Genomic DNA, 21,406 nt, shown 5'->3' on the forward strand with positions numbered 1-21,406 from the left:
CTCCTCGCTTGTTGAAATTATCGGAAACGGAAAAACACGCGCGCCCAGAGGGCGCCTCCCGTAACGCCTGGATCACCAGACTCGTTACACCTTCAGAGACGCCCCTGGGCGCGTGCGATTAACAGCAATGGCTTACAACGTTATCAATGGACGTCTTTCCAGTATTCACGCTTGAGCAAGTAAGCGAATACGAAGAAGAACGCCAGGTACAGCAACACATAGGTACCGATGCGCTGATGCTGCAGCTTCACCGGGTTGGCCGAGTAGGCCAGGAAGGTCACCAGATTCTTGACCTTCTCGTTGAACTGCTCTTCGGTCAGCGTGCCGGTTTTCGGCAATACAGTCAGTTGATCGCAGGCTTCATGAGTCAAAGCGGTGCCGGTCAGCGGATCGAATTGCTTCTTGCCGTCATCGACGACTTGAACCTGCTTACAGCCTACCACCTGGCGACCCTGCAAGCCGACCAGAACGTTAGGCATGCCGACGTTCGGGAACACCTTGTTGTTCACGCCCCATGGACGCGACGGGTCTTCATAGAACGAACGCAGGTAGCCATAGAGCCAATCTGTGCCACGAACGCGAGCCACCAGTGTCAGGTCGGGTGGCGCCGCACCAAACCAGGTCTTGGCGTCAGCCGGCTGCATGCCGATGCTCATGTGGTCGCCGATCTTGGCACCAGTGAACACCAGCTTCTCGAGCATCAGCTCGTGAGGAATGCCCAGGTCATCGGCGACACGCTCGTAACGCTGGAACTTGGCACTGTGGCAGCCCATGCAATAGTTGGCGAACGTACGTGCGCCATCCTGCATGGCAGCCTTGTCGGAAACGTCGATGTCGACTTTTTCCAGCTCTGGGCCGCCGTGCTCGGCCGCGAAGGACAGTGCTGGCAGAGCAGCAAGAATCAGTACAGCAAATAGTTTTTTCATCAGCCAGTCACCCTTTCCGGAACCGGTTTGGTCTTCTCGAGCCTGGTGTAGAACGGCATCAGAATGAAGTAGGCGAAGTACAGGAAGGTACAAACCTGCGACAGCAACGTACGTTCCGGGGTAGGCGCCATCACGCCCAGCCAGCCAAGAATCACGAAGGAGATGCAGAATACCCAGAGCCAGATCTTGCTCAGCCAACCCTTGTAGCGCATGGACTTGACCGGGCTACGGTCAAGCCAGGGCAGGACGAACAGCAAGGCAATCGAAGCACCCATGGCAACAACACCCAGGAGCTTGTCCGGAACCGCCCGCAGAATCGCGTAGAACGGCGTGAAGTACCAGACCGGAGCGATGTGCTCAGGGGTCTTGAAGGCGTTCGCCACTTCAAAGTTCGGCTTCTCGAGGAAGTAGCCGCCCATTTCCGGGAAGAAGAACACGATCGCGCAGAAGATGAACAGGAACACCACCACGCCGACGATATCTTTCACGGTGTAGTACGGATGGAAGGCAATGCCGTCCAGCGGTACGCCGTTTTCGTCTTTGTGTTTCTTGATGTCCACGCCGTCCGGGTTGTTCGAACCCACTTCGTGCAACGCCAGAATGTGCAGCACTACCAGGCCGAGGATCACGATCGGCAAGGCAACCACATGCAAGGCGAAGAAACGGTTCAGGGTAATACCGGAAATCAGGTAGTCACCACGGATCCACTGGGTCAGGTCGTTACCGATGACCGGGATCGCACCGAACAGCGAGATGATCACCTGGGCGCCCCAGTAGGACATCTGGCCCCACGGCAGCAGGTAACCCATGAAGGCTTCAGCCATCAGCGCCAGGTAGATCAGCATGCCGAACACCCACACCAGCTCACGCGGCTTCTGGTACGAACCGTAGAGCAGGCCACGGAACATGTGCAGATAAACCACGATGAAGAACGCCGAAGCGCCAGTGGAGTGCAGCAGACGCAGGATCGAGCCGTACTCGACGTCGCGCATGATGTATTCGACGGAAGCGAATGCTTCTTCCGCCGACGGGGTGTAGCTCATGGTCAGCCAGACACCGGTAACGATCTGGTTGACCAGAACGAGCAGCGCCAGGGAGCCAAAGAAATAGAAGAAGTTGAAGTTCTTCGGGGCGTAATACTTGCTGAGATGGTCTTCCCACATTTTGGTCGCGGGAAAGCGCGCATCAACCCAATCCATGAACTTGCTCATCACGCTTTCTCCGTATCGACGCCAACGACAATGATGTCATCGGTCTCATAGGAATGCGGGGGAACTGGCAGGTTCAAAGGCGCGGGTTGCGACTTGTAGACGCGGCCAGCCAAATCGTAGTGGGAACCGTGGCAAGGGCAGAAGTAGCCCCCGACCCAATCCTTGCCCAGATCGGCAGGTGCCACTTCCGGACGGAAGGTCGGTGAGCAACCCAGGTGAGTGCAGATGCCGATCAGCAGCAGGACTTCTGGCTTGATCGAACGCGTCTGCGGGTCGACATAGGTCGGTTGCGTCGAGTTCTTGGAGGCGGGGTCAGACAGCTGGCCCTCAATCTTTTTCAGATTCCCCAGGATTTCCTCGGTACGGCGGACGATGAACACCGGCTGACCGCGCCACTCAGCAATCATTTGCTGGCCTGGCTCGATTTTGCTGACATTCACTTTCACCGGTGCACCTGCGGCTTTCGCCTTGGCACTGGGAAACCATGACCCCACGAACGGGACCGCAGCCCCCACCGCTCCTGCAGCACCCACCACGGATGTGGCTGCTACCAAGAAGCGACGCCGGCCTGCATTCACGCCGTCATTGCTCATTCAGTCCTCTCCCATCAGCTTTGTGGCCTGTTAAATCAGGCGTCTACTAAGTAAAAATCTGAACTTATAAAAATTTTGCCGAATGGTAATGAAAAGCCCCAATTCTGACAAGGTAATTACCGAAGGGCTCCACTGCCAAGCCTTGTAGTATAGGGCCTCTGCGGATGTGGCAAGTTGTCACAGCGCAATTCGTTGATAAATAGCGCCCATAAAAAAACGCCCAGCTTCGCAAGGAAACTGGGCGTTCTTTTTGAACGTGAAAGCGAATTAACGCTTCGAGTACTGCGGACGCTTACGCGCTTTACGCAGACCGACTTTCTTACGTTCAACTTCACGAGCATCGCGGGTTACGAAGCCAGCTTTGCGCAGAGCAGAGCGCAGAGTTTCGTCGTAGTCCATCAGAGCGCGAGTGATACCGTGGCGGATTGCGCCAGCTTGACCACTTACACCACCGCCGATCACGGTGACGTAGATGTCGAACTTCTCGACAGTCTCAGTCAATTCCAGCGGCTGACGAACTACCATGCGGGCAGTTTCGCGGCCGAAGAAATTATCCAGCGAACGGTTGTTGATGGAGATGTTACCAGTGCCCGGACGCAGGAAAACGCGTGCGGTTGCAGTCTTGCGACGGCCAGTGCCGTAATTTTGAGTCGCCGACATAATGAACTATTCCGTTAAAACTTCAGTTCTTGGGGCTGCTGAGCAGTATGAGGGTGAGCAGCGCCCGCATAGACTTTCAGCTTACGATACATGTCGCGACCCAGCGGGTTCTTAGGCAGCATGCCTTTGACCGCGGTCTCGATCACGCGCTCAGGGGCTTTAGCGATCAGCTTTTCGAAGTTGATCGACTTGATGCCGCCCGGGAAACCGGAGTGGGAGTAGTACATTTTGTCAGTGGTTTTAGCGCCAGTAACACGTACTTGCTCAGCGTTGATTACGACGATGTAGTCGCCGGTGTCAACGTGAGGAGTGTACTCAGCCTTGTGCTTGCCACGCAGACGGCTCGCGATTTCAGTGGCCAGACGACCCAGGGTCTGACCAGCAGCGTCGACGACAAACCAGTCGCGCTTTACTGTTTCCGGTTTAGCAGTAAAAGTTTTCATTCTTTATAGCCTCAGGGGCCGCCCTGTAAATTAGACGGCGGATCTTACTGAATAGTGCGTACTTTGACAAGTCAAAGGCAGCCGGATACAGACGCTTTCGGGGGCTCGGGTCGGCGCGTCCGTTCAACGGCAAGATTCTTCGGCGGCGGCGCATCACTTCCACTGCAGAAAGAGGTGCGCAATTATGCAGATTGCGAAAAATATTTCAACCTGCTTTTATGATTGTTTTGCCCAAGGAGCACCCGATGGACTATCGCCAGCTAGGCCGTACCGATCTGAACGTGAGTGCCATCTGCCTCGGCACCATGACCTGGGGCGAGCAAAACAGCGAGGCTGAAGCCTTCGCCCAGATCGAACGCGCCAAGAGCGCCGGGATCAATTTCATCGACACCGCCGAGATGTACCCGGTGCCGCCCAAGGCCGACACCTACGCCACCACCGAGCGCTACATCGGCAACTACTTCAAAAGTCGCGGCGATCGCGCCGACTGGATCCTGGCGAGCAAGATCGCCGGCCCCGGCAACACCATCGACTACATTCGCGACAAAAACCTGCGGCACAACCGCCAACACATCCGCGAAGCCGTGGACGCCAGCCTCAAGCGCCTGCAAACCGACTACATCGACCTGTATCAGTTGCACTGGCCGGAACGCAGCACCAATTTCTTCGGTCAGCTCGGCTACAAGCACAAGATAGAAGCCAATCTGACGCCACTGGAGGACACCCTCGAAGCGCTGGACGAGCAGGTCAAGGCCGGCAAGATCCGCCACATCGGCCTGTCCAACGAAACCCCGTGGGGCACCATGCGCTTCCTTGCCCTCGCCGAAGCCCGTGGCTGGCCCCGCGCGGTATCCATCCAGAACCCTTACAACCTGCTCAATCGCAGCTTCGAAGTCGGCCTGGCGGAAATTGCCATCCGCGAACAGTGCGGCTTGCTGGCCTACTCGCCACTGGCGTTCGGCTTTCTGTCGGGCAAGTACGAAGGTGGCGCGCGCCCACCCAAAGGTCGCCTGAGCCTCTACAGCCGCTTCAGCCGCTATTTCAACCCACAGTCGGAAGCAGCGTGCAGTCGTTACGTGGCACTGGCCCGTAAACACGGCCTGGACCCGGCGCAGATGGCGCTGGCGTTCGTCACACAACAGCCATTCGTGACCAGCAACATCATTGGCGCCACCACGCTTGAGCAACTGGACAGCAACATTGCCAGTGTCGATTTGAAGCTGTCGGATGAAGTGCTGGCAGGCATTGAGGCGATTCACCAGGATCAGCCGAATCCTGCGCCGTAACTTACGTCGACGATCGTTCCCACGCAGAGCATGGGAACGATCACGCTGCATTACAGCGACCGCGCAATAATCTCCTTCATGATTTCATTGGTCCCGGCATAAATCCGCTGCACCCGCGCATCCGCCCATGCCCGGGCAATCGGGTATTCCCACATGAATCCGTAACCGCCATGCAACTGCACGCATTCGTCGAGCACCTTGCATTGCAGGTCGGTGCCCCAGTACTTGGCCATCGCCGCCGTCGGCACGTCGAGCTTGCCTTGCAGATGCAGTTCCAGGCAGCGATCGACGAAGACCCGGCCGATCTGAATCTCGGTCGCCATTTCAGCGAGCTTGAAGCGGGTGTTCTGGAAGTCGGCGATGGCCTTGCCGAAAGCCTTGCGTTCACGGGTGTAATCCAGCGTCCACTGCAACGCCGCTTCGGCTGACGCCAAGCCTCCCACCGCGACCGTCAAGCGCTCCTGCGGTAACTCCTGCATCAGGTAAGCGAAGCCCATCCCCGCTTGGCCCAACAGGTTTTCCTTGGGCACCCGAACGTCCTGGAAGAACAGCTCCGAGGTGTCTTGAGCCTTCATGCCGACCTTTTCCAGGCGCTTGCCCTTGGCGAAACCCGGCGTGTTGGCCTCCACCAGAAACAGACTGGTGCCCTTCGCCCCCGCCTTCGGATCAGTCTTGGCCACGACGATCACCAGGTCAGCCAGAAAGCCGTTGGTGATGAAAGTCTTCGAACCGTTGATCACGTATTCGTCGCCCTCCAGCACCGCGGTAGTCTTCACCCCTTGCAGGTCGGAGCCAGCACCCGGCTCGGTCATGGCAATCGCAGTGACCATCTCGCCAGACACCAGCTTGGGCAGGTATTTGTGTTTCAGCGCCTCACTGCCGTAATGCAGGATATAAGGCGCAACAATGTCCGAATGAAGAGAAAATCCGATCCCGGTCAGCCCCAGACGACCGACCTCCTCGATCACCACTGCGCTATAGAGAAAGTCGGCCCCCAGCCCACCGTATTCTTCCGGCAGATGCGAACAGAGCATCCCCGCCTCCCCCGCCTTGTTCCAGAGATTGCGGTCGATATAGCCTTGTTTTTCCCATTGCCCATGGAACGGCACGGCCTCTTTTTCGAGGAACGTTCGCACGCTGTCGCGAAAAAGCTCGTGCTCGGGGCTGAACAAGGTTCTGGGGATCATGCGTCACCTGTCGTTATTGTCAGACGGAATTGATCTTCAGAGACTAAGCCTCGCTTCCGATACAGGACACTGGACACATCCGACAAAAAATAAGACGATCCAGCCGTCTGGTGACCACTTTCCCCTATAAAAATAAAGTTGAATTATGTCTAACCAAGCCTCACAGCCCTTACGGCGCGTCAGTATCCTGGCTATCGACCGGGTTTTCGCTTCCACCCTCATGCAAGCCAAGGATTTCTTCCATCTGGCCAGCCTGCGCTATGGCAAACAACTGGGCCACGGCCTGACACCGGCGTTCGAAACCCGGCTGGTCAGCCCCGACGGCAAACCGGTGAACAGCTTCAGCGATGTGATCATGCCGGTGGACGGCGGCCTGGAAAATGCCGACGTCATCATCCTCCCCGCCTTCTGGGACGATTTCGACACACTCTGCAAACGTTATCCACAGGTCCTGCCGTGGCTGCGCGAACAACACGCCCGCGGGGCAGTGCTGTGTGGCGAGGCCACGGGGGTGTTCTGGCTCGCCGAAGCCGGACTGCTCAACGGCAAGGAAGCGACCACGTACTGGCGCTTCTTCAATGCTTTCGCCGAGCGCTTCCCGCAGGTTCATCTCAATCAGGACAAACACCTGACCGACGCCGACAACCTGTATTGCGCCGGCGGCACCACCTCAGCCTGCGACCTCTACATTTACCTGATCGAGCGCTTTTGCGGTGCCAACGTGGCCCAGGCCGTGGCTCGCGACATTCTCTACGAAGTACAACGCAGCTATGCGCCGGGGCGGATCGGTTTCGGCGGGCAGAAACTGCACCAGGATGTGATCATCCTGCAGATCCAGCATTGGCTCGAAGAACACTTCGCCGATAAATTCCGCTTCGAAGACGTGGCCCGCGAACACGGCATGAGCATCCGCAACTTCATGCGACGCTTCCAGACCGCCACCGGCGATAAACCGCTGCATTACCTGCAACGCCTGCGCATCGAGACCGCCAAGGGCTTGTTGTCCGGCAGCCGCAAGAGCATCAAGACCATCAGCTATGAAGTCGGATACGACGATGCGAGCTTCTTCGCCCGATTGTTCCGCCAGCATACGGAGTTGTCGCCGAATCAGTATCGGCAGCAGTTTCAACAAGCAGCTTAAGAGCTAGACACCAATCCAGATTGGCTCTTCAGCGCGCATAAAAAAGGGCCTGCAATGCAGGCCCTTTTTTATTTTCCGAAATGTCCTACGGCTTGTGCGCCCGGGACAGGAATTCGTGAGACTGCATTTCCAGCAAGCGGCTAAGCGTGCGCTGGAACTCGAAGGTCAGGCGACCGCCGGTGTAGAGGTCTTTAAGCTCGACTTCGGCAGAGATGATCAGCTTCACGTTGCGGTCGTAGAACTCGTCGACCATGTTGATAAAACGTCGGGCGATGTCGTCGGTGGTGACGCTCATCTGCTCGACGCCGCTGAGCAACACGGCATGGAAGATCTTGCCCAGTTCGATGTAGTCGTTCTGGCTGCGCGGGCCGTCGCACAGTTCGCGGAAGTCGAACCAGGCCACGTCATCGCAGGTGCGCACGGCGCGGATTTCACGGTTCTCGATCATCAGCACGTCGTTCTCGACGGCAGCCGTGCATTCCGGCGTCAGGGCCCGGAAACTCTTGCGCAGGCTTTCCTGGGCGGCTTCGTCCAGCGGGAAGTGGAACAGCTCCGCTTGCTCGAGGTGACGCAGACGGTAATCGACGCCGCTGTCGACGTTGACGATCTCGGTGTTCTGCTTGATCAGCGCAATGGCCGGCAAGAAGCGCGCACGTTGCAGGCCGTCCTTGTACAGACCGTCCGGCACGATGTTCGAGGTCGCGACCAGGGTCACGCCGTTCTTGAACAGTTCTTCCATCAGCGTGCCAAGGATCATGGCGTCGGTGATGTCGGAGACGAAGAATTCATCGAAACAGATCACTCGCGTCTCGTCGGAAAAGCGCTTGGCGATGATCGTCAGCGGGTTTTTCTCGCCGCCCAGAGTCTTCATCTCTTCGTGCACGCGCTTCATGAAGCGGTGGAAGTGAGTGCGGGTCTTTTCCTTGAACGGCAGCGCTTCGAAGAAGGTGTCGACCAGGTAAGTCTTGCCGCGACCCACGCCGCCCCAGAAATACAGGCCCTTGACCGGCGCCTGGTCCTTCTTGCCAAACAGTTTGCCGAGCAGGCCCGGTTTGTTCTGCGAGGCCGCGACCAGATCGTCGTACAGGCGCTGCAAATGACGCACTGCCGTTTCCTGCGCAGCATCGTGGAAGAATTCCGGGCGTTTCAGATCAGCTTGGTATCGTTCTAGGGGCGTCATAATTCGTTAGCAAGGCAACAAAAACGGGCCGTCACTGTAGCGACGGCCCGTGGGAATGGCAATCGGCCCTTGGTCGGACCGAACCGTTGTTTATTCCTGAACCGGTGTCAGTGCAACCCGCAATGCGCCGATGGCAGCATCGCGAGCAGCAATGTCGGCGAAGGCCGGGCTGTCGGCCACGCACTCGCCTTCCAGCCAGACGCTGAAGCTCAGGTCTTCACTGCGCACGTCCAATGGCTGGCCGGATTGCAGTTGTTTGGTCACCTGACCTGCGGTTTTGCCATCGCCGAAGTGGCGCGACAGCAGCAGCTGCTCGCCATCGGCCGCCAGCAGACGGAAGCGGAAACTGCCATCGTCTTCACGGAAGCTGACAAAGCGCGCGGCTTTCGCGGCTTTCTTCTTGGTGGTGGCAGCCACTTGAGTCTGGGCGACGAAAGAGCGCAGGCCGACCGCTTCACGCAGTTCGTTGAGGAACGGCGTGGCCACGGCACGCGCCTTTTTGGCGCCGGCCTGCAGGATGTCTTCCAGATCCGCCGGACGCTCGATCAACTGCTGATAACGCTCGCGGGACTCGCCCAACTCGTTGTCCAGCAACTGGAACAGGCGATTCTTCGCCTCGCCCCAACCCAGGCCCTGGAGCAATTCGCTGCGGAATTCGTCGGCTTGTGCCGGTGTAGCGAAAGCCTGGAACAAGGTGAACAGGTGCGAGTTGTCCGGATCTTTGGCTTCACCCGGGGCACGGGAGTCGGTCACGATCCGCGAAATCGCGTCTTTCATCTCTTTGGCGCTGCTGAACAACGGAATGGTGTTGTCGTAGCTCTTCGACATCTTGCGACCGTCGAGGCCTGGCAGCGTGGCGACGCTTTCCTCGATCAGCGCCTCGGGCATGGTGAAGAACTCCTTGCCCTGGCCGAACAAGTGGTTGAAGCGCTGGCCGATGTCACGGGCCATTTCCACGTGCTGGATCTGGTCACGACCGACCGGCACCTTGTGGGCGTTGAACATCAGGATGTCCGCGGCCATCAGCACCGGGTAGCTGTACAGGCCCATGGTGATGCCCGCATCCGGGTCTTCGCCATTCTCGACGTTCTTGTCCACCGACGCCTTGTAGGCGTGGGCGCGGTTGAGCAAGCCCTTGGCGGCCACGCAGGTCAGCAGCCAGGTCAGCTCCGGGATTTCCGGGATGTCGGACTGGCGATAGAACGTCACCCGGTCCACGTCCAGGCCACCGGCCAGCCAGGTCGCGGCGATTTCCAGACGCGAGCGCTGGATGCGCAGCGGATCATCGCATTTGATCAGGGCGTGGTAGTCGGCCAGGAAGTAGAACGAATCGGCATTGCTATCGCGGCTGGCAAGAATCGCCGGGCGGATAGCCCCCGCGTAATTGCCCAGGTGCGGCGTGCCGGTGGTGGTGATGCCGGTGAGGATACGGGTACGAGTCGTCATGGGTAATCGCTTGTCAGACTGCAATCAATTCGAAAGACGCGGCAGGATCAGATCCTTGAGATCGGTCAGCTTGCCATGAAAAAAGTGTCCGCATTCTGCCACTTTCAGCAGCTCATGGGGGCGATCGAGTGCGTCGGACCAATCGTAAACGAGTTGCGGATCGATCACTTCGTCGGTTTCCGGCTGGATCAGGGTCAATGTACCTTGGTGCGGCAGTTGATCCTGATCACCCAGACGCATGACCGCAGGCGCGACCATGAACAGATGCTTGATCTGCTCACCCTTGGCCTCCAGGCGTCCGCCGAGACTGGCTGCAACAAAACCGCCGAAGGAGAAACCGAACAGGGTCAAAGGTAATTCAGGATGTTTGGCCCGCAGCCACTCGGCCGCTGCCTGGGCATCGTCGACTTCGCCGGAGCCCATGTCGTGCGAGCCTTCACTGGCACCGACGCCACGGTAGTTGAAACGCAAGGTAATCAAACCGGCGTCCCGCGCGGTGCGCTGCAGGGTCGAGACGACTTTGTTGAGCATCGTGCCGCCCTGCACCGGGTTCGGATGGCAGATCAGCGCCAGGCCGCGGGGCTGCTCATTGTCCGGGCTCATGTTTTCCAGATACAGGGCTTCCAACTGACCCACCGGGCCATCAATCACTACAGGGGTTTCGCGCATAAGCAAGGAAGGAACTCCGTGACCTCGAATCGGGTCGACTCGTCTAGCAAATTGTCTGTGCCAATCTATTGCGAGTGAATCGCGGTATACAGCGCAGGTTCGAGCCGTTAACGTAAAGCAAAGCCGTTTATAGAGGAAGGACTCGTGGAACACTCGCTCTTAGTTTGGTTGTTGCCGACTCTTGCCCTGGTTGTGGGTGTCGCCATTGGATTCCTGATCGCTCGCCTGGTGCCGAATGCCGCTCCGAGCAGCACGCAACGTCAGCTGGATGATATTCAGGAACGTTTTGACAAGTATCAGAACGAAGTGGTCACCCACTTCAACAGCACTGCATCCCTGGTCAAGAAACTGACTCAGAGCTATCAGGAAGTGCAGGATCATCTCGCCGAGGGTGCCAACCGCCTGGCCCTGGACGAGCAGACTCGCCAACGCTTGCTGGCTGCCCTGCACGCTGACGCGGTGCAGGCTCCACGGGAACGCCTGACGCCACCGCGCGATCAGGAACCGCCTCGCGATTACGCTCCCAAAGCCCCGAACGCGCCGGGCATGCTCGATGAGCATTACGGCCTGAAGAAGTAATCAGGTTTCGCGCGACACAAAAAGCCCTCGGACGAGTGATTGTCCGAGGGCTTTTTTTTATTCTGAAGTTTTCATCGCCTGAACAAGCGGCACAAAAAAAAGCCCGATCCTTTAAGGATCGGGCATTTTCATTTCAGGAAGAGGTCAGCCTCTTATGGGTACTGCTGAACAGTGCCTGGCTGTTGCTGACCGCCGTATTGCTGGCCCGGAATCGCCTTCAGGTTGACCTCGACGCGGCGGTTCTGTGCCCGGCCATTGGCATCACCGTTGCTGGCAATCGGGTTATCCGGCCCGGCACCACGTGCCGACAGGTTGGCGCCGCTGACACCCTGTGAGGTCAGGTAAGTCGCTACGCTCTGGGCGCGACGCTGGGACAGGTCCATGTTGTGCTGGCGGCTGCCGGTGCTGTCGGTGTAGCCGACGATCTCGATCTGGTTCTGGTTGAACTCCTTGAGCGAGCCCGCCAGGTTGTTCAGCGGCTGGTAGAAGCTTGAGGCAATGTTCGCCGAATCGGTGGCGAACGTGATGTTACCCGGCATGATCAGCTTGATCTGATCGCCCTGGCGCTGCACCTCAACCCCGGTGTTGGCCATGCTGGCGCGCAGCTTTTTCTCTTGCTGGTCGGCGTAGTAACCGTAACCGGCGGCAGAAGCACCCACCACGGCGGCGCCAATCAGCGCGCCCTTGCCACGGTTATCGTGGCTGATGGCAGCACCGGCCAGCGCACCGGCCAGGGCGCCGAGGCCACCGTATTTGGCGGTTTTGCTCATGCCCGTGGAGCTGCCATCAGCCTGACCCTGGTTGTCATAAGGGTTCGGCGATGCGCAACCGGACAACAGAGCCACTGCAGTAGCGACAACGATCAAACGACGCGAGGTGAACATGGAGGAGCTCCTACTTTTTTTGCATTCTGTGGTGCAACGGACTTAAGCAATGAACCTTTGCGGGCGTTGGATCACTGGCAACGACAAAAATTCCGTCATGAGCCATCAGGCTCGCACAAAGGGGTTACCGCGCATTTCATCGCCCAGACAGGTGTCCGGACCATGCCCGGCCACTACGGTGGCCTCTTCGTCGAGGGTATACAACCGCTGCTTGATCGACCGCACGAGCGTCGCCTGATCGCCGCCCCACAAATCCGTGCGCCCTACCCCCCGCTTGAACAGCGTGTCACCGGCAATCAGCAGCTTAGCCTCTGAAAACCAAAAGCTCATGGAACCTGGCGTATGACCCGGCGTGTGCAACGCAACACCACAACCGCAGGCCAGCTCTTCTTCGTCGGCCAACCAGCGATCCGGCGATGGCACCGGGGTGTAAGGCACACCGAACATCTGGCACTGCATCTCCAGGTTGTCCCAGAGGAACTGATCGTCCTTATGCAGGTGCAGCGTCGCGCCGGTTTTCTCCTTCAACTGACCCGAGGCCAGGAAGTGATCTAGGTGTGCGTGGGTATGGATGATGCTGACCACCTTCAGGCCCAAGGCGTCGAGACGGGCGAGGATCAGTTCGTGATTACCTCCCGGATCGACCACGATGGCCTTTTTGCTGATCGGGTCGCCGATGATTGTGCAGTTGCACTGCAAAGGGCCGACGGGGAAGGTTTCGCGAATGAGGGTGGGTTGCTGAGACATCGGGCACGCTCGGAAAACAGGAATGGCCAATTCTGGCACAAAATCGCATTAATCCATTTACACCTATTTGCGTCGTAAAAATGCGCTACCCCAACACCCCCAACTCTTTAGCCCTTGCCACAGCTTGGGTCCTGCGTTCTACCCCAAGCTTACTGTTGATATGACTGGCATGTGTCTTCACCGTATGCAGCGAAATGAACAACTGCTCACTGATTTCCTGATTCGAACACCCCAGTGCGATCAGTCGCAGAACGGCCAACTCACGTGTACTGAGTTGTTCGGTGACTGGCGATGACTCCACCACCGAACGGGAAGCCATGACCGGAAGCTTTTCCAAGAGACTCTGCGAAACAGCCGTCGGCGCACAGAGTTGAAGTTGCCCGCGCAGCCAGTCCGCGTGCTCAGCCAGTAATCGGTCAAACGGTTGCAGGACACCTCCGGCGGCCGCCTCCAAAGCCTGGGACAGCGCCTTGCGGGCCTCGGGTTCACGCCCACTCACCAGCAACAGCATGACTTTCTGACTCAGCGTCATCACGCTGAGCATCTGCCGACCACTGCGCTGACCGTGCTCATGCAGCGCGTTCAAGCGCCCTTCGGCGAGCATGGGCTGGCCCTTCATCACGTCCAGCACCGCCTGTTGCAGTTCAATGTGCAACGGTAATTGCGGATGAAATTCCGGAGGAGCCGCCCGGTGCTCGCCGTTGTAAGTCTGGCCCAATCGCGCGAGCCAGGCTTCGGCCAGATCGATGCGCCCCTGGGCTAGCCACAGCTCGCATTTGACCAGGGTAATCATCGCCAGATAGTAAATCGGCGGAACGTCCCAGATGTGCATCAGCCGCTCGGCCTCAGCGAGTTCGGCGAAGGCTTTTGCAAATTCGCCGCTGCTGCCGTCCAGCCGGGCAATAACACAGTGGCCGATCAGTACACTGATGTCACGACAGGCCCTGGCTTCACCCAACCCCGCGAGTAAACGTGCCCGCGCGGCCTGGGGTTGCAAGCGCAGCGCCAGCAAAAAACCCTCGTACAAGGTCAGGCGGGCGCGCACCGCATAAAGCCGTTGTGGGGATAAACCTTGCAGGCGTTGCAGCCCCTGACGGACTTCATCCAGTGAACGCAGGATCTCCCCTCGCGCCTGCAATACCCGGGCGCGGTCGTAATGAGCCAAGGCCTCGAACAACGGATTGCCAACGCGCTGTGCCAACTCCAGCGAATCACGATTCAACCCCCGGGCACGCCACAAGTCGCCATCGGCAATCGCCAGATTGGACAAGGTCGACAGGCACATCAGTCGCTGTCCATACCGTTTGGCCGGCAGGCTTTCCAGCGCTTCGGTGCAATAGAGCATGGTCAGCTCGCGATCGCCTCGCCCCCGGGCAATGATCCCGCTCAGGGCCAGCCATTGCGCCAGCATGGATTTTTGCGCAGTAGCCGACGGCGCCGGCAGGAAGCGGCTCAGGTGACTGGCCAGCTCCTCGGCGGCGTCCAGTTGACAGGCCAGCCCCAATGCCCAGCTGTAGAGCACGATCAGCCGTGGCGTGCTGATTAACAGGCTATCGGGCAAGTCCATTTTCCAGCGCAGCAACATGCCGACGTTCTGCTCGGCCAGCAGTTGCTCTTCAGAAAGGTTTTGCACCAGATTCGCCGCGACATCCAGATGCCCGGCGCGCAATGCCTGCTCCACCGCCTCATCGAGTAGCCCTTGGGCGTTGAACCAGCGGCAGGCGCGCAGGTGCAAACTGGCCGTCGGCACCATCGCCTGGGCGGTGGGCCGGCTGCGCAACAGATCGGAAAAAAGGTGGTGATAGCGATACCAGTGACCGTGTTCGTCCAACGGCACCAGAAACACCTGATGCGCCAGCAGGAAACGCAGGATTTCGGCGCTGTCATGGGCTTCGCGCACAGCGTCGCACAGCTCACTGCAAAAGCGCTCCTGGGGCGCGGTGTCGTACAGAAATGACTGCACCTCGGCGGGCAGGCAATCGATGACTTCTTCGAGCAGGTAATCGCGAATCAGCCCTTCCCCACCGTACAACGATTGGGGCAATGCGCCCTCACTGCCCACCTCGGAGGCCGCCAATAGCCAAAAGCGCAGCCCTGCCACCCAGCCTTCGCTGCGCTGGATCAAATTCTCCAGCGCCTCGCCACGCAATGAAATGCTGTGTCGATCAAGCAGGCTCAGGGCTTCATCATGGGTCAACCGAAGATCCTGCTCATGCAACTCGAGCAGTTGCCGCGACAGCCGCAGGCGTGCCAGATGCCAGTCCGGACGCTGCCGACTGGTGACCATGACCAACAAGCCATCGGGTAAATGATTGAGGAAAAACTGCAGACAACGATCAAGCACCGGGCCCTGGGCCAGATGATAGTCATCAAGTACCAACAGCAGCGGCGTGTTGGGTGAGAGGTGCACGGTCAGTTCATCGAGCAAACCGTCCAGCCATTCTTCAAAGGCGAACGGTTGATGACGTTGGCGCATTTTCAGCAGCCCCAACGCCTGGCTGCCCAGTTGTGGAAAGTAGTCCTGAAGACCTTCGAGCAGGCGCTCAAGAAAACGGCCGGGATCACTGTCCCGCAGACTCAAGCCCAGCCACAGGCTTTGCCAGTGATCCGGCAACCCCTGACAAAACTCCACCGCCAATGAACTCTTGCCGAACCCTGCCGGCGCGCTGACCAGCAACAGCCTGCCACCGAGACCTGCACTCAGGCGCTCGCACAGACGCGGCCGCAGCACATGGCCGTCGGGCAGTGGAGGCCGGAAAAAGCGCCCGTCCAGTGCCGCGACGGCAACGCTTGCAGGACCCGGAAGTGGGGACAGATCAGTCATGGCCGGCTCTTGTTTGAAATACTGATGGCGGCGTTACAGATGTCCGCAGCCTAGCGGTAAACGAAGAGCTATTGAAGGTTATTGCTACAAATGACTACAAAAAGACTACAACCAAAAATGTCGGTATACCGGACAGCTGCTACGACGCTCTTTATGAACTTCCAAAAAAAAGCCCCGAACCAGTCGGGGCGTTTTTTTCGAGGATGCGGCCTCGGGTTACAACGTTTTTAGCGAACGCCTTCCTGACGCAACGCGGCCGGAGTGAAGTCGGCGGTGCTGGCGGTGAAGCCGAAGTTATAGGCCGACTTCTCTTCGTTCTTCATGCCCAGTGCCAGGTAGCGGCCCGATTGCAGGTCGTACAAGGTTTCGAGGGCGTACCACGGCACTTGCTTGTCGTAGTAGTTCTCGGAGTGAGCCTCGGCGACGCGCCACAGTTGCCCGCGACCGTCGTAGTGGTCGACCACTGCCGCCTGCCAGGTGTCTTCGTCGATATAGAAGTCACGTTTGGCGTAGATGTGACGCTGACCTTCCTTCAGTGTCGCGACCACATGCCAGACCCGGCGCAGTTCATAGCGAGCCAGGTCCTGGTTGATGTGACCAGCCTTGATGATGTCGGCGTACTTCAGCTGTGGCGAATCGAGCTTGTAGCTGTCGGAGGCGATGTACATCTCTTTCTTGCCTTCGAGCTTCCAGTCATAGCGATCCGGCGCACCGTTGTACATGTCCAGGTTGTCGGAGGTACGCAGGCCATCGGCAGCGGTACCCGGCCCGTCGTAGGACACTTGCGGCGCACGACGCACACGACGCTGCCCGGCGTTGTAGACCCACGCCGAACGCGGTTCTTTAACCTGGTCGAGGGTTTCGTGCACCAGCAGCACACCACCGGCCAGACGAGCCGGCGCGGTCACTTTCTGCTTGAAGTAGAACAAAATGTTGCCTGGGTTCTTCGGGTCGTAATCCTTCATCCTGTCGCGGAACACGAACTGGTCCTCGAAGTACACCAGGCTGAACGAGCCGTTCGCCTGCGGCGTGGCCTGGGTTATCAGGCGGGTCACACTGCCGCCGCGATAACGGGTGATATGGTTCCAGATGACTTCAACGCCGCTTTTCGGAATCGGGAACGGGATCGCGGTTTCGAAGTTCTCCAGACCGTTGCCACCGGACACCAGATTAGTGTTGGTAGCGTTCTTCTTGATGGAGGCAAACACCTCATCCGGCACAGTGGCGCCGCGATGGGACGGGTAGACCGGCATCTTGAAGGTTTCCGGGTAGCGCTTGAACATCGCGTACTGGCCCGGCGCGAGTTTGTCCTTGTACTGGTCGACGTTCTGCGCGGTGATGGTGAACAGCGGTTTTTCACTCGCGAACGGATCAGACAGAAAACCCTTGCTGTCCACGCTACCGGCGTTTTTTGGCATCGGTTTCCAGGCCGGGATCGAGCCGTCGGCGTTGCCTGCCATCTCGGCCCCCATCGGGGTCAGGCTCTTGCCCAGCTTGTCCGCTTCGGCCGCAGGGACCGCCGCCATGACAGCGGTCGCCAGCAGCGAAAGCCCCAGAACACCAACATGGAACAGACTCTTTGTTATTTTCATAAATGTGTTCGTCCTGAAAATGCAGTGCTTAGAAGTTCACGCCGAAGCTGAGCGCAACGAAGTCGCGGTCATCTACGGTGGTGTACTTGCCGTCAAAGAAGTTGGTGTACGCCAGGCTCGCGGTGTAGGTGTTCTGGTATTCGGCATCGAGCCCCAGGCTTACCGCTTTACGACCTTCCTCGAAGTTGCCGCCAGGGCCTGGCGAGTAACCGCTCACGTCGTGGGACCAGGCCACGTTCGGCTTGAGGTTCACACCGGCGAATACGTCGGGGTATTCCCAAATGGCCCGGGCGCGATAACCCCACGAAGTGGCCGTAGTGAAGCCGTCGTCGTTGCAATTGCGGCTGCGGTTATTGGTAGCGGCACCTGGGCCGGCACCGTTGATGGTGCTGGTATTAAGGATCGCCGAGCAGGTATCGAGACCACCGGTGGACGGCAGTTCGCCAGGCCCGTAGACCGGGTCACGGCCATAACGGACGTCAGAGGTGCTTTCCAGGCCACCGACGTGGGTCACGCCCAGTTCGCCCACCAGGGTCAGACGGCTGGCGCCCATGACCTGATCGAAGAAGTGCGTCAGGGTGGTCTGGAACTGGGTGATTTCCTTGCGGCGATAGCCGTGCAAGTCCTGACCCGGCACACCATTAAGCAGCGAAGCATTGGTCAGGGCGCCGCCCAATGGACGCACGCCGGCGAACAGAATGTCGGTGGAGTTGAGCTGCACCGGCGCGTTCGGACGATAGCTGAGCTCACCGCTCCACGCCGTGCCGGTAGGCAAGGTAGTGGAGAAGCTCAAGCCGTAGAGGCGGATGTCTTCCGGGTACTCGACGAAGTAGTTCGAGTTACCCGCGACCACCAATGGTGCCAGAGCCCGAAGCGCCCCCGGCAAGGCCGCTGCCCGTGCATAGGCCGATGCTGGAGCACCCGTGGCGCTGAAAATCGGCGCACGGCTGTGATAGTTCATGAAGTAGGCGCCGAACTCGGTATCCAGCGGCTCAAACATGTATTTGAGGGACGCGCCCCACTGGCCGCTGTCCCGCGCATCGCGATCCGCGCCACGGCGCACCAGCACACCTTCCTCGTTGACGTCCACGCCCAGCCTGGTCAATGTCGGCAGAGCGGCGGCCGGAATGGTCGAACGCTTGTTCAGCACGCGCAGGTTGTTGTCGCAACCGTCGGCAATGATGTCGGGCTGGGAGAAAAAAGTGCCGCAGTTATCGACGACGGTCTGGTCCCATTCCAGCTGATAGAAGGCTTCGGCCGACAGGGTGTCGGTGAGGCTCTGGGACACGTAGAACATGTTGACCGGGATCAGACCTTCCTTGACCTCGGCGCCGGGACGACGGAACGCGGAGACGTCGATCGGGTTGATCGAGTTGATGCCGCCGCCGATGAAAGTACTTTCACCCCAACTCACAACCTGCTTGCCCAGACGCACGGAACCCGGCTGATCGGCAATGGAGTAGTTGTGGTAGACGAAGGCGTCGAGGATCTCGCCGCCGGAGGATTTGGCGCCTTCCTTGCGGTTGCTGTCGCTGATGTCCTTGAATTCGCGGCTTTCATCCTTGAGTTCGAAGTCGTACCAGTATTTGCCTCGGACGAAGACACCGGTGTCGCCGTATTTCAATTCAAGGTCATGAATACCCTTGAAGATCTTCGAGAAGGTTTCGCCACTCTTGAAGTTGGCGTGACCGTCATCGGACGTCTGGGACAGGCCATGGCCCCCGTTATTGACGCCGATCAGGTTTTTGTTGGGACTCTGAGTAGACCAACTGGCTCCGATCGACAGGGATGAGTCGAATTGACCTTCGATTTCACCAACGTTGAAACTGACGCCGAATGCGGGCCCGGCGAGCGAAGAGGCGAGACTGACCGCCAGGGGCAGTTTCGCCCGGCGCCAGAACTGGTTTACTGATGTCATCGACGCTACTCCATGTGCATTATTGTTATGGCTTAGTACTTTTAAAAACGCTGTGGGTAACCGGAAGCCAAGCGGTCCGAAGTCACTCCAAAGTTGCATCGCCCCGTTTATTGCGTGAGCTCCGTTCTTAAAAATCCTTGAGCGGACTATAGCCAGCAGGTAGTAGTGCTTGATCCCTCTAAAGTGTGATTTGCGCTGCCGGCCACTCTGGAACAGTCCTTTCGCCAGTCCGACACATGTCGGCACGGCAAGGATGGCTGAAAATTCGGATTTCACAAGCCAAGCGCTTGCTTGGTGGCTCTGGCGTGCCCTTTTGGGCACGCCAGATGACGCTTAAAGCGTCGAGAGGAAGGTGCTGTTGTTGGCCTGCCATTCGGTGATGTCGACGCGGATACGCTTCTTGTCAAGCTTGCCGACGCTGGTCTTGGGAATTTCAGTAACAACGGCGATCTGACTCGGGATAGCCCACTTGCTCAGGTGCCCCTGTTCAACGTACGGCTTGAGGTGCTCCTTGAGTTCCCTGGCCCCGACCTGATGCCCTTCGCGAACCACCAGCAGCGCAAATGGGCGCTCGCCCCACTGTGGATCGGCGATGCCCACCACTGCTACCTCGCGTACCGCAGGGTGGCGACTGATCAAGTCTTCCAGGTCCAGGGAAGAGATCCACTCGCCACCGGTCTTGATCACATCCTTGATCCGGTCACGGATGTCGATCACGCCCATGCTGTCCAGGGTTGCCACATCGCCGGTGTGCAGCCAGCCCCCGGCCCAGAGCTCGGCGCCTTTTTGCGGCTCGTTGAAGTACCCCTCGGTGAGCCACGGCGCACGCAGCACCAGTTCGCCCTGGGTTTCGCCATCGGCTGGCAGGAAGTTGCCCTCGGTGTCGACGATTGCCGCCTCAACCAACGGCCCCGGCACACCCGCCTTGATCCGGTAGGTGGTGCGTTCGTCTTCGGTGCCGGCCATCAGCTCATCGTTGAGGTGGGCGCATGATACCAATGGCCCGGTCTCCGACATGCCATAAGCGGCGGTCAATTGGATGCCCTTGGCCTTGGCGGCATCGTACAGCGCATGGTTGAGCGCACTGCCGCCGATGACGATTTTCCAGCCACCGAAATCGACGTTTTGCGCCGCCTTGGCATTGAGGACCATTTGCAGAATGGTCGGCACGCAGTGGGAAAAGCTCACCTTCTCCTTGCGCCACAGCTCCACCAGATACTCGGGGTCGTAACGGCCCGGATAAACCTGCTTGAGCCCGAGCATGGTCGCCACATACGGCAAGCCCCAGGCATGCACATGGAACATCGGGGTGATCGGCATGTACACGTCGTTGGTGCCCAACAGCCGCACGCTGTCGATGGCGCCCATGATGGTCGCCACACCCATGGTATGCAGCACCAGTTGCCGATGGGTGAAATACACGCCTTTGGGGTTACCGGTGGTGCCGGTGGTGTAGAACGTGGTGGCCACCGAGTTTTCGTCGAAGTCCTGGAAGTCGTACTGCGGGCTCGCCGCGGCCAGCAACTGCTCGTACTCGCCGACAAGGTTTGGCAGCTCGGCAGTCTTTTCCGGTAAATCGGTCAGCAGCAGGGTTTTCTCCACCGTGGTCAGGTGCCCGGCAATCGCCTTGTACAAACCGACGAACTCGCTGTTGACCAGCACGAAGCGGTCCTCGGCATGGTTCATGGTGTAGAGAATCTGTTCCGGCGAAAGGCGCACGTTGATGGTGTGGATCACCGCGCCGATCATCGGGATGGCAAACATGCACTCCAGGTAGCGATGGCTGTCCCAGTCCATCACCGCCACGGTATCCCCGGCCTTCACGCCGGCTTCTGTCAGCACATTGGCGAGCCGTGCGACCCGCTCGATCAGGGTCGGATAGCTGTAGCGCAACTGATCGCGATAGATGATCTCCCGAGTTTTTTCGTAACGGGCGCCGGACATCAGCAGCCGTTTAATCAACAACGGATACTGGTAAGCGCCCTCGGCTGGAGGAATAACGCGAGTCTGCAACATAAGAGTCCCTTTTTGACTGCACAGTCTTGGCTGCTAAAGCTAAGCACTCTAGAGGCCTTGAACGCCAGCCAAATCAGCCAAAGGTATGATTTGCAGAGCCGTAC

Annotated in this window: 18 protein-coding genes; 3 read left to right on the forward strand and 15 right to left on the reverse strand. The window is 58.7% G+C overall.

Going from position 1 to position 21,406, the window contains the following annotated elements; genetic code table 11:
* Positions 1–143: 143 nt before the first annotated feature.
* From AF70_RS21630 to rplM, 5 genes are all read right to left on the reverse strand, one after another.
* Positions 144–926, reverse strand: a complete 783-nt coding sequence (locus tag AF70_RS21630) for a cytochrome c1 (protein WP_018930120.1) — start codon at positions 924–926, stop codon at positions 144–146.
* On the reverse strand, positions 926–2,137 hold the full coding sequence (locus AF70_RS21635) for a cytochrome bc complex cytochrome b subunit (protein WP_018930119.1): 1,212 nt from the start codon (positions 2,135–2,137) through the stop codon (positions 926–928). The genes AF70_RS21630 and AF70_RS21635 overlap by 1 nt, the downstream gene beginning before the upstream one ends.
* Positions 2,137–2,730, reverse strand: a complete 594-nt coding sequence (gene petA / locus AF70_RS21640; protein WP_007939825.1) for a ubiquinol-cytochrome c reductase iron-sulfur subunit — start codon at positions 2,728–2,730, stop codon at positions 2,137–2,139. Before petA ends, AF70_RS21635 begins: the two co-directional genes overlap by 1 nt.
* Positions 2,731–2,997: 267 nt before the next feature.
* Complete coding sequence (gene rpsI / locus AF70_RS21645; protein WP_003228056.1) at positions 2,998–3,390, reverse strand: 30S ribosomal protein S9; 393 nt, start codon at positions 3,388–3,390, stop codon at positions 2,998–3,000.
* 14 nt (positions 3,391–3,404) lie between these two features.
* Positions 3,405–3,833 (reverse strand): 50S ribosomal protein L13, encoded by a 429-nt coding sequence (gene rplM / locus AF70_RS21650; protein ID WP_007939824.1) that lies wholly within the window; start codon positions 3,831–3,833, stop codon positions 3,405–3,407.
* Positions 3,834–4,078: 245 nt separating this feature from the next.
* Here rplM and AF70_RS21655 point away from each other — a divergent pair, with 245 nt between their 5' ends.
* The gene (locus AF70_RS21655) at positions 4,079–5,119 is read left to right on the forward strand and encodes an NADP(H)-dependent aldo-keto reductase (protein WP_019582359.1); all 1,041 of its coding nucleotides are present in this window, start codon (positions 4,079–4,081) and stop codon (positions 5,117–5,119) included.
* A 50-nt stretch (positions 5,120–5,169) separates the two neighbouring features.
* Here the strand turns inward: AF70_RS21655 and AF70_RS21660 are convergent, their stop codons facing one another.
* The gene (locus AF70_RS21660; protein ID WP_018930117.1) at positions 5,170–6,306 is read right to left on the reverse strand and encodes an acyl-CoA dehydrogenase family protein; all 1,137 of its coding nucleotides are present in this window, start codon (positions 6,304–6,306) and stop codon (positions 5,170–5,172) included.
* Between the two features lie 244 nt (positions 6,307–6,550).
* Here AF70_RS21660 and AF70_RS21665 point away from each other — a divergent pair, with 244 nt between their 5' ends.
* Positions 6,551–7,447 carry a GlxA family transcriptional regulator gene (locus AF70_RS21665; protein WP_172901249.1) on the forward strand — a complete coding sequence of 299 codons (897 nt, stop codon included), beginning with the start codon at positions 6,551–6,553 and terminating at the stop codon, positions 7,445–7,447.
* Positions 7,448–7,532: 85 nt separating this feature from the next.
* Here AF70_RS21665 and zapE read toward each other — a convergent pair whose 3' ends face one another.
* From zapE to AF70_RS21680, 3 genes are all read right to left on the reverse strand, one after another.
* Positions 7,533–8,627, reverse strand: coding sequence for a cell division protein ZapE (zapE, locus tag AF70_RS21670; protein ID WP_019582361.1), 1,095 nt, complete (start codon positions 8,625–8,627; stop codon positions 7,533–7,535).
* 90 nt (positions 8,628–8,717) lie between these two features.
* On the reverse strand, positions 8,718–10,073 hold the full coding sequence (locus tag AF70_RS21675) for a tryptophan--tRNA ligase (protein ID WP_028939849.1): 1,356 nt from the start codon (positions 10,071–10,073) through the stop codon (positions 8,718–8,720).
* A gap of 24 nt (positions 10,074–10,097) precedes the next feature.
* Positions 10,098–10,742, reverse strand: a complete 645-nt coding sequence (locus tag AF70_RS21680) for an alpha/beta hydrolase (RefSeq protein WP_019582363.1) — start codon at positions 10,740–10,742, stop codon at positions 10,098–10,100.
* A 144-nt stretch (positions 10,743–10,886) separates the two neighbouring features.
* On the opposite strand from AF70_RS21680, the gene AF70_RS21685 reads away from it, so the two are divergent.
* Positions 10,887–11,321, forward strand: coding sequence for a YhcB family protein (locus tag AF70_RS21685; RefSeq protein ID WP_018930114.1), 435 nt, complete (start codon positions 10,887–10,889; stop codon positions 11,319–11,321).
* Positions 11,322–11,473: 152 nt separating this feature from the next.
* Here the strand turns inward: AF70_RS21685 and AF70_RS21690 are convergent, their stop codons facing one another.
* The 6 genes from AF70_RS21690 to AF70_RS21715 form a co-directional block, all read right to left on the reverse strand.
* Positions 11,474–12,205 carry an OmpA family lipoprotein gene (locus tag AF70_RS21690; protein WP_018930113.1) on the reverse strand — a complete coding sequence of 244 codons (732 nt, stop codon included), beginning with the start codon at positions 12,203–12,205 and terminating at the stop codon, positions 11,474–11,476.
* A 105-nt stretch (positions 12,206–12,310) separates the two neighbouring features.
* Positions 12,311–12,952: an MBL fold metallo-hydrolase gene (locus tag AF70_RS21695; protein WP_019582364.1), complete on the reverse strand. Its 642-nt coding sequence runs from the start codon at positions 12,950–12,952 to the stop codon at positions 12,311–12,313.
* A gap of 85 nt (positions 12,953–13,037) precedes the next feature.
* Complete coding sequence (locus AF70_RS21700; RefSeq protein WP_028939850.1) at positions 13,038–15,776, reverse strand: LuxR C-terminal-related transcriptional regulator; 2,739 nt, start codon at positions 15,774–15,776, stop codon at positions 13,038–13,040.
* Between the two features lie 227 nt (positions 15,777–16,003).
* Positions 16,004–17,368 (reverse strand): DUF1329 domain-containing protein, encoded by a 1,365-nt coding sequence (locus AF70_RS21705; protein WP_018929604.1) that lies wholly within the window; start codon positions 17,366–17,368, stop codon positions 16,004–16,006.
* Positions 17,369–17,396: 28 nt separating this feature from the next.
* Entirely contained in the window at positions 17,397–19,286 is a 1,890-nt protein-coding gene (locus AF70_RS21710; RefSeq protein ID WP_019582366.1) for a DUF1302 domain-containing protein, read from the reverse strand.
* 333 nt (positions 19,287–19,619) lie between these two features.
* A complete protein-coding gene (locus AF70_RS21715; RefSeq protein WP_028939851.1) occupies positions 19,620–21,302 on the reverse strand; it encodes a fatty acid--CoA ligase in 1,683 nt (560 codons plus the stop codon).
* Between the last annotated feature and the right edge of the window lie 104 nt (positions 21,303–21,406).

Source organism: Pseudomonas sp. KD5 (assembly GCF_012932895.1).
In the GTDB taxonomy this organism is placed as follows: domain Bacteria; phylum Pseudomonadota; class Gammaproteobacteria; order Pseudomonadales; family Pseudomonadaceae; genus Aquipseudomonas.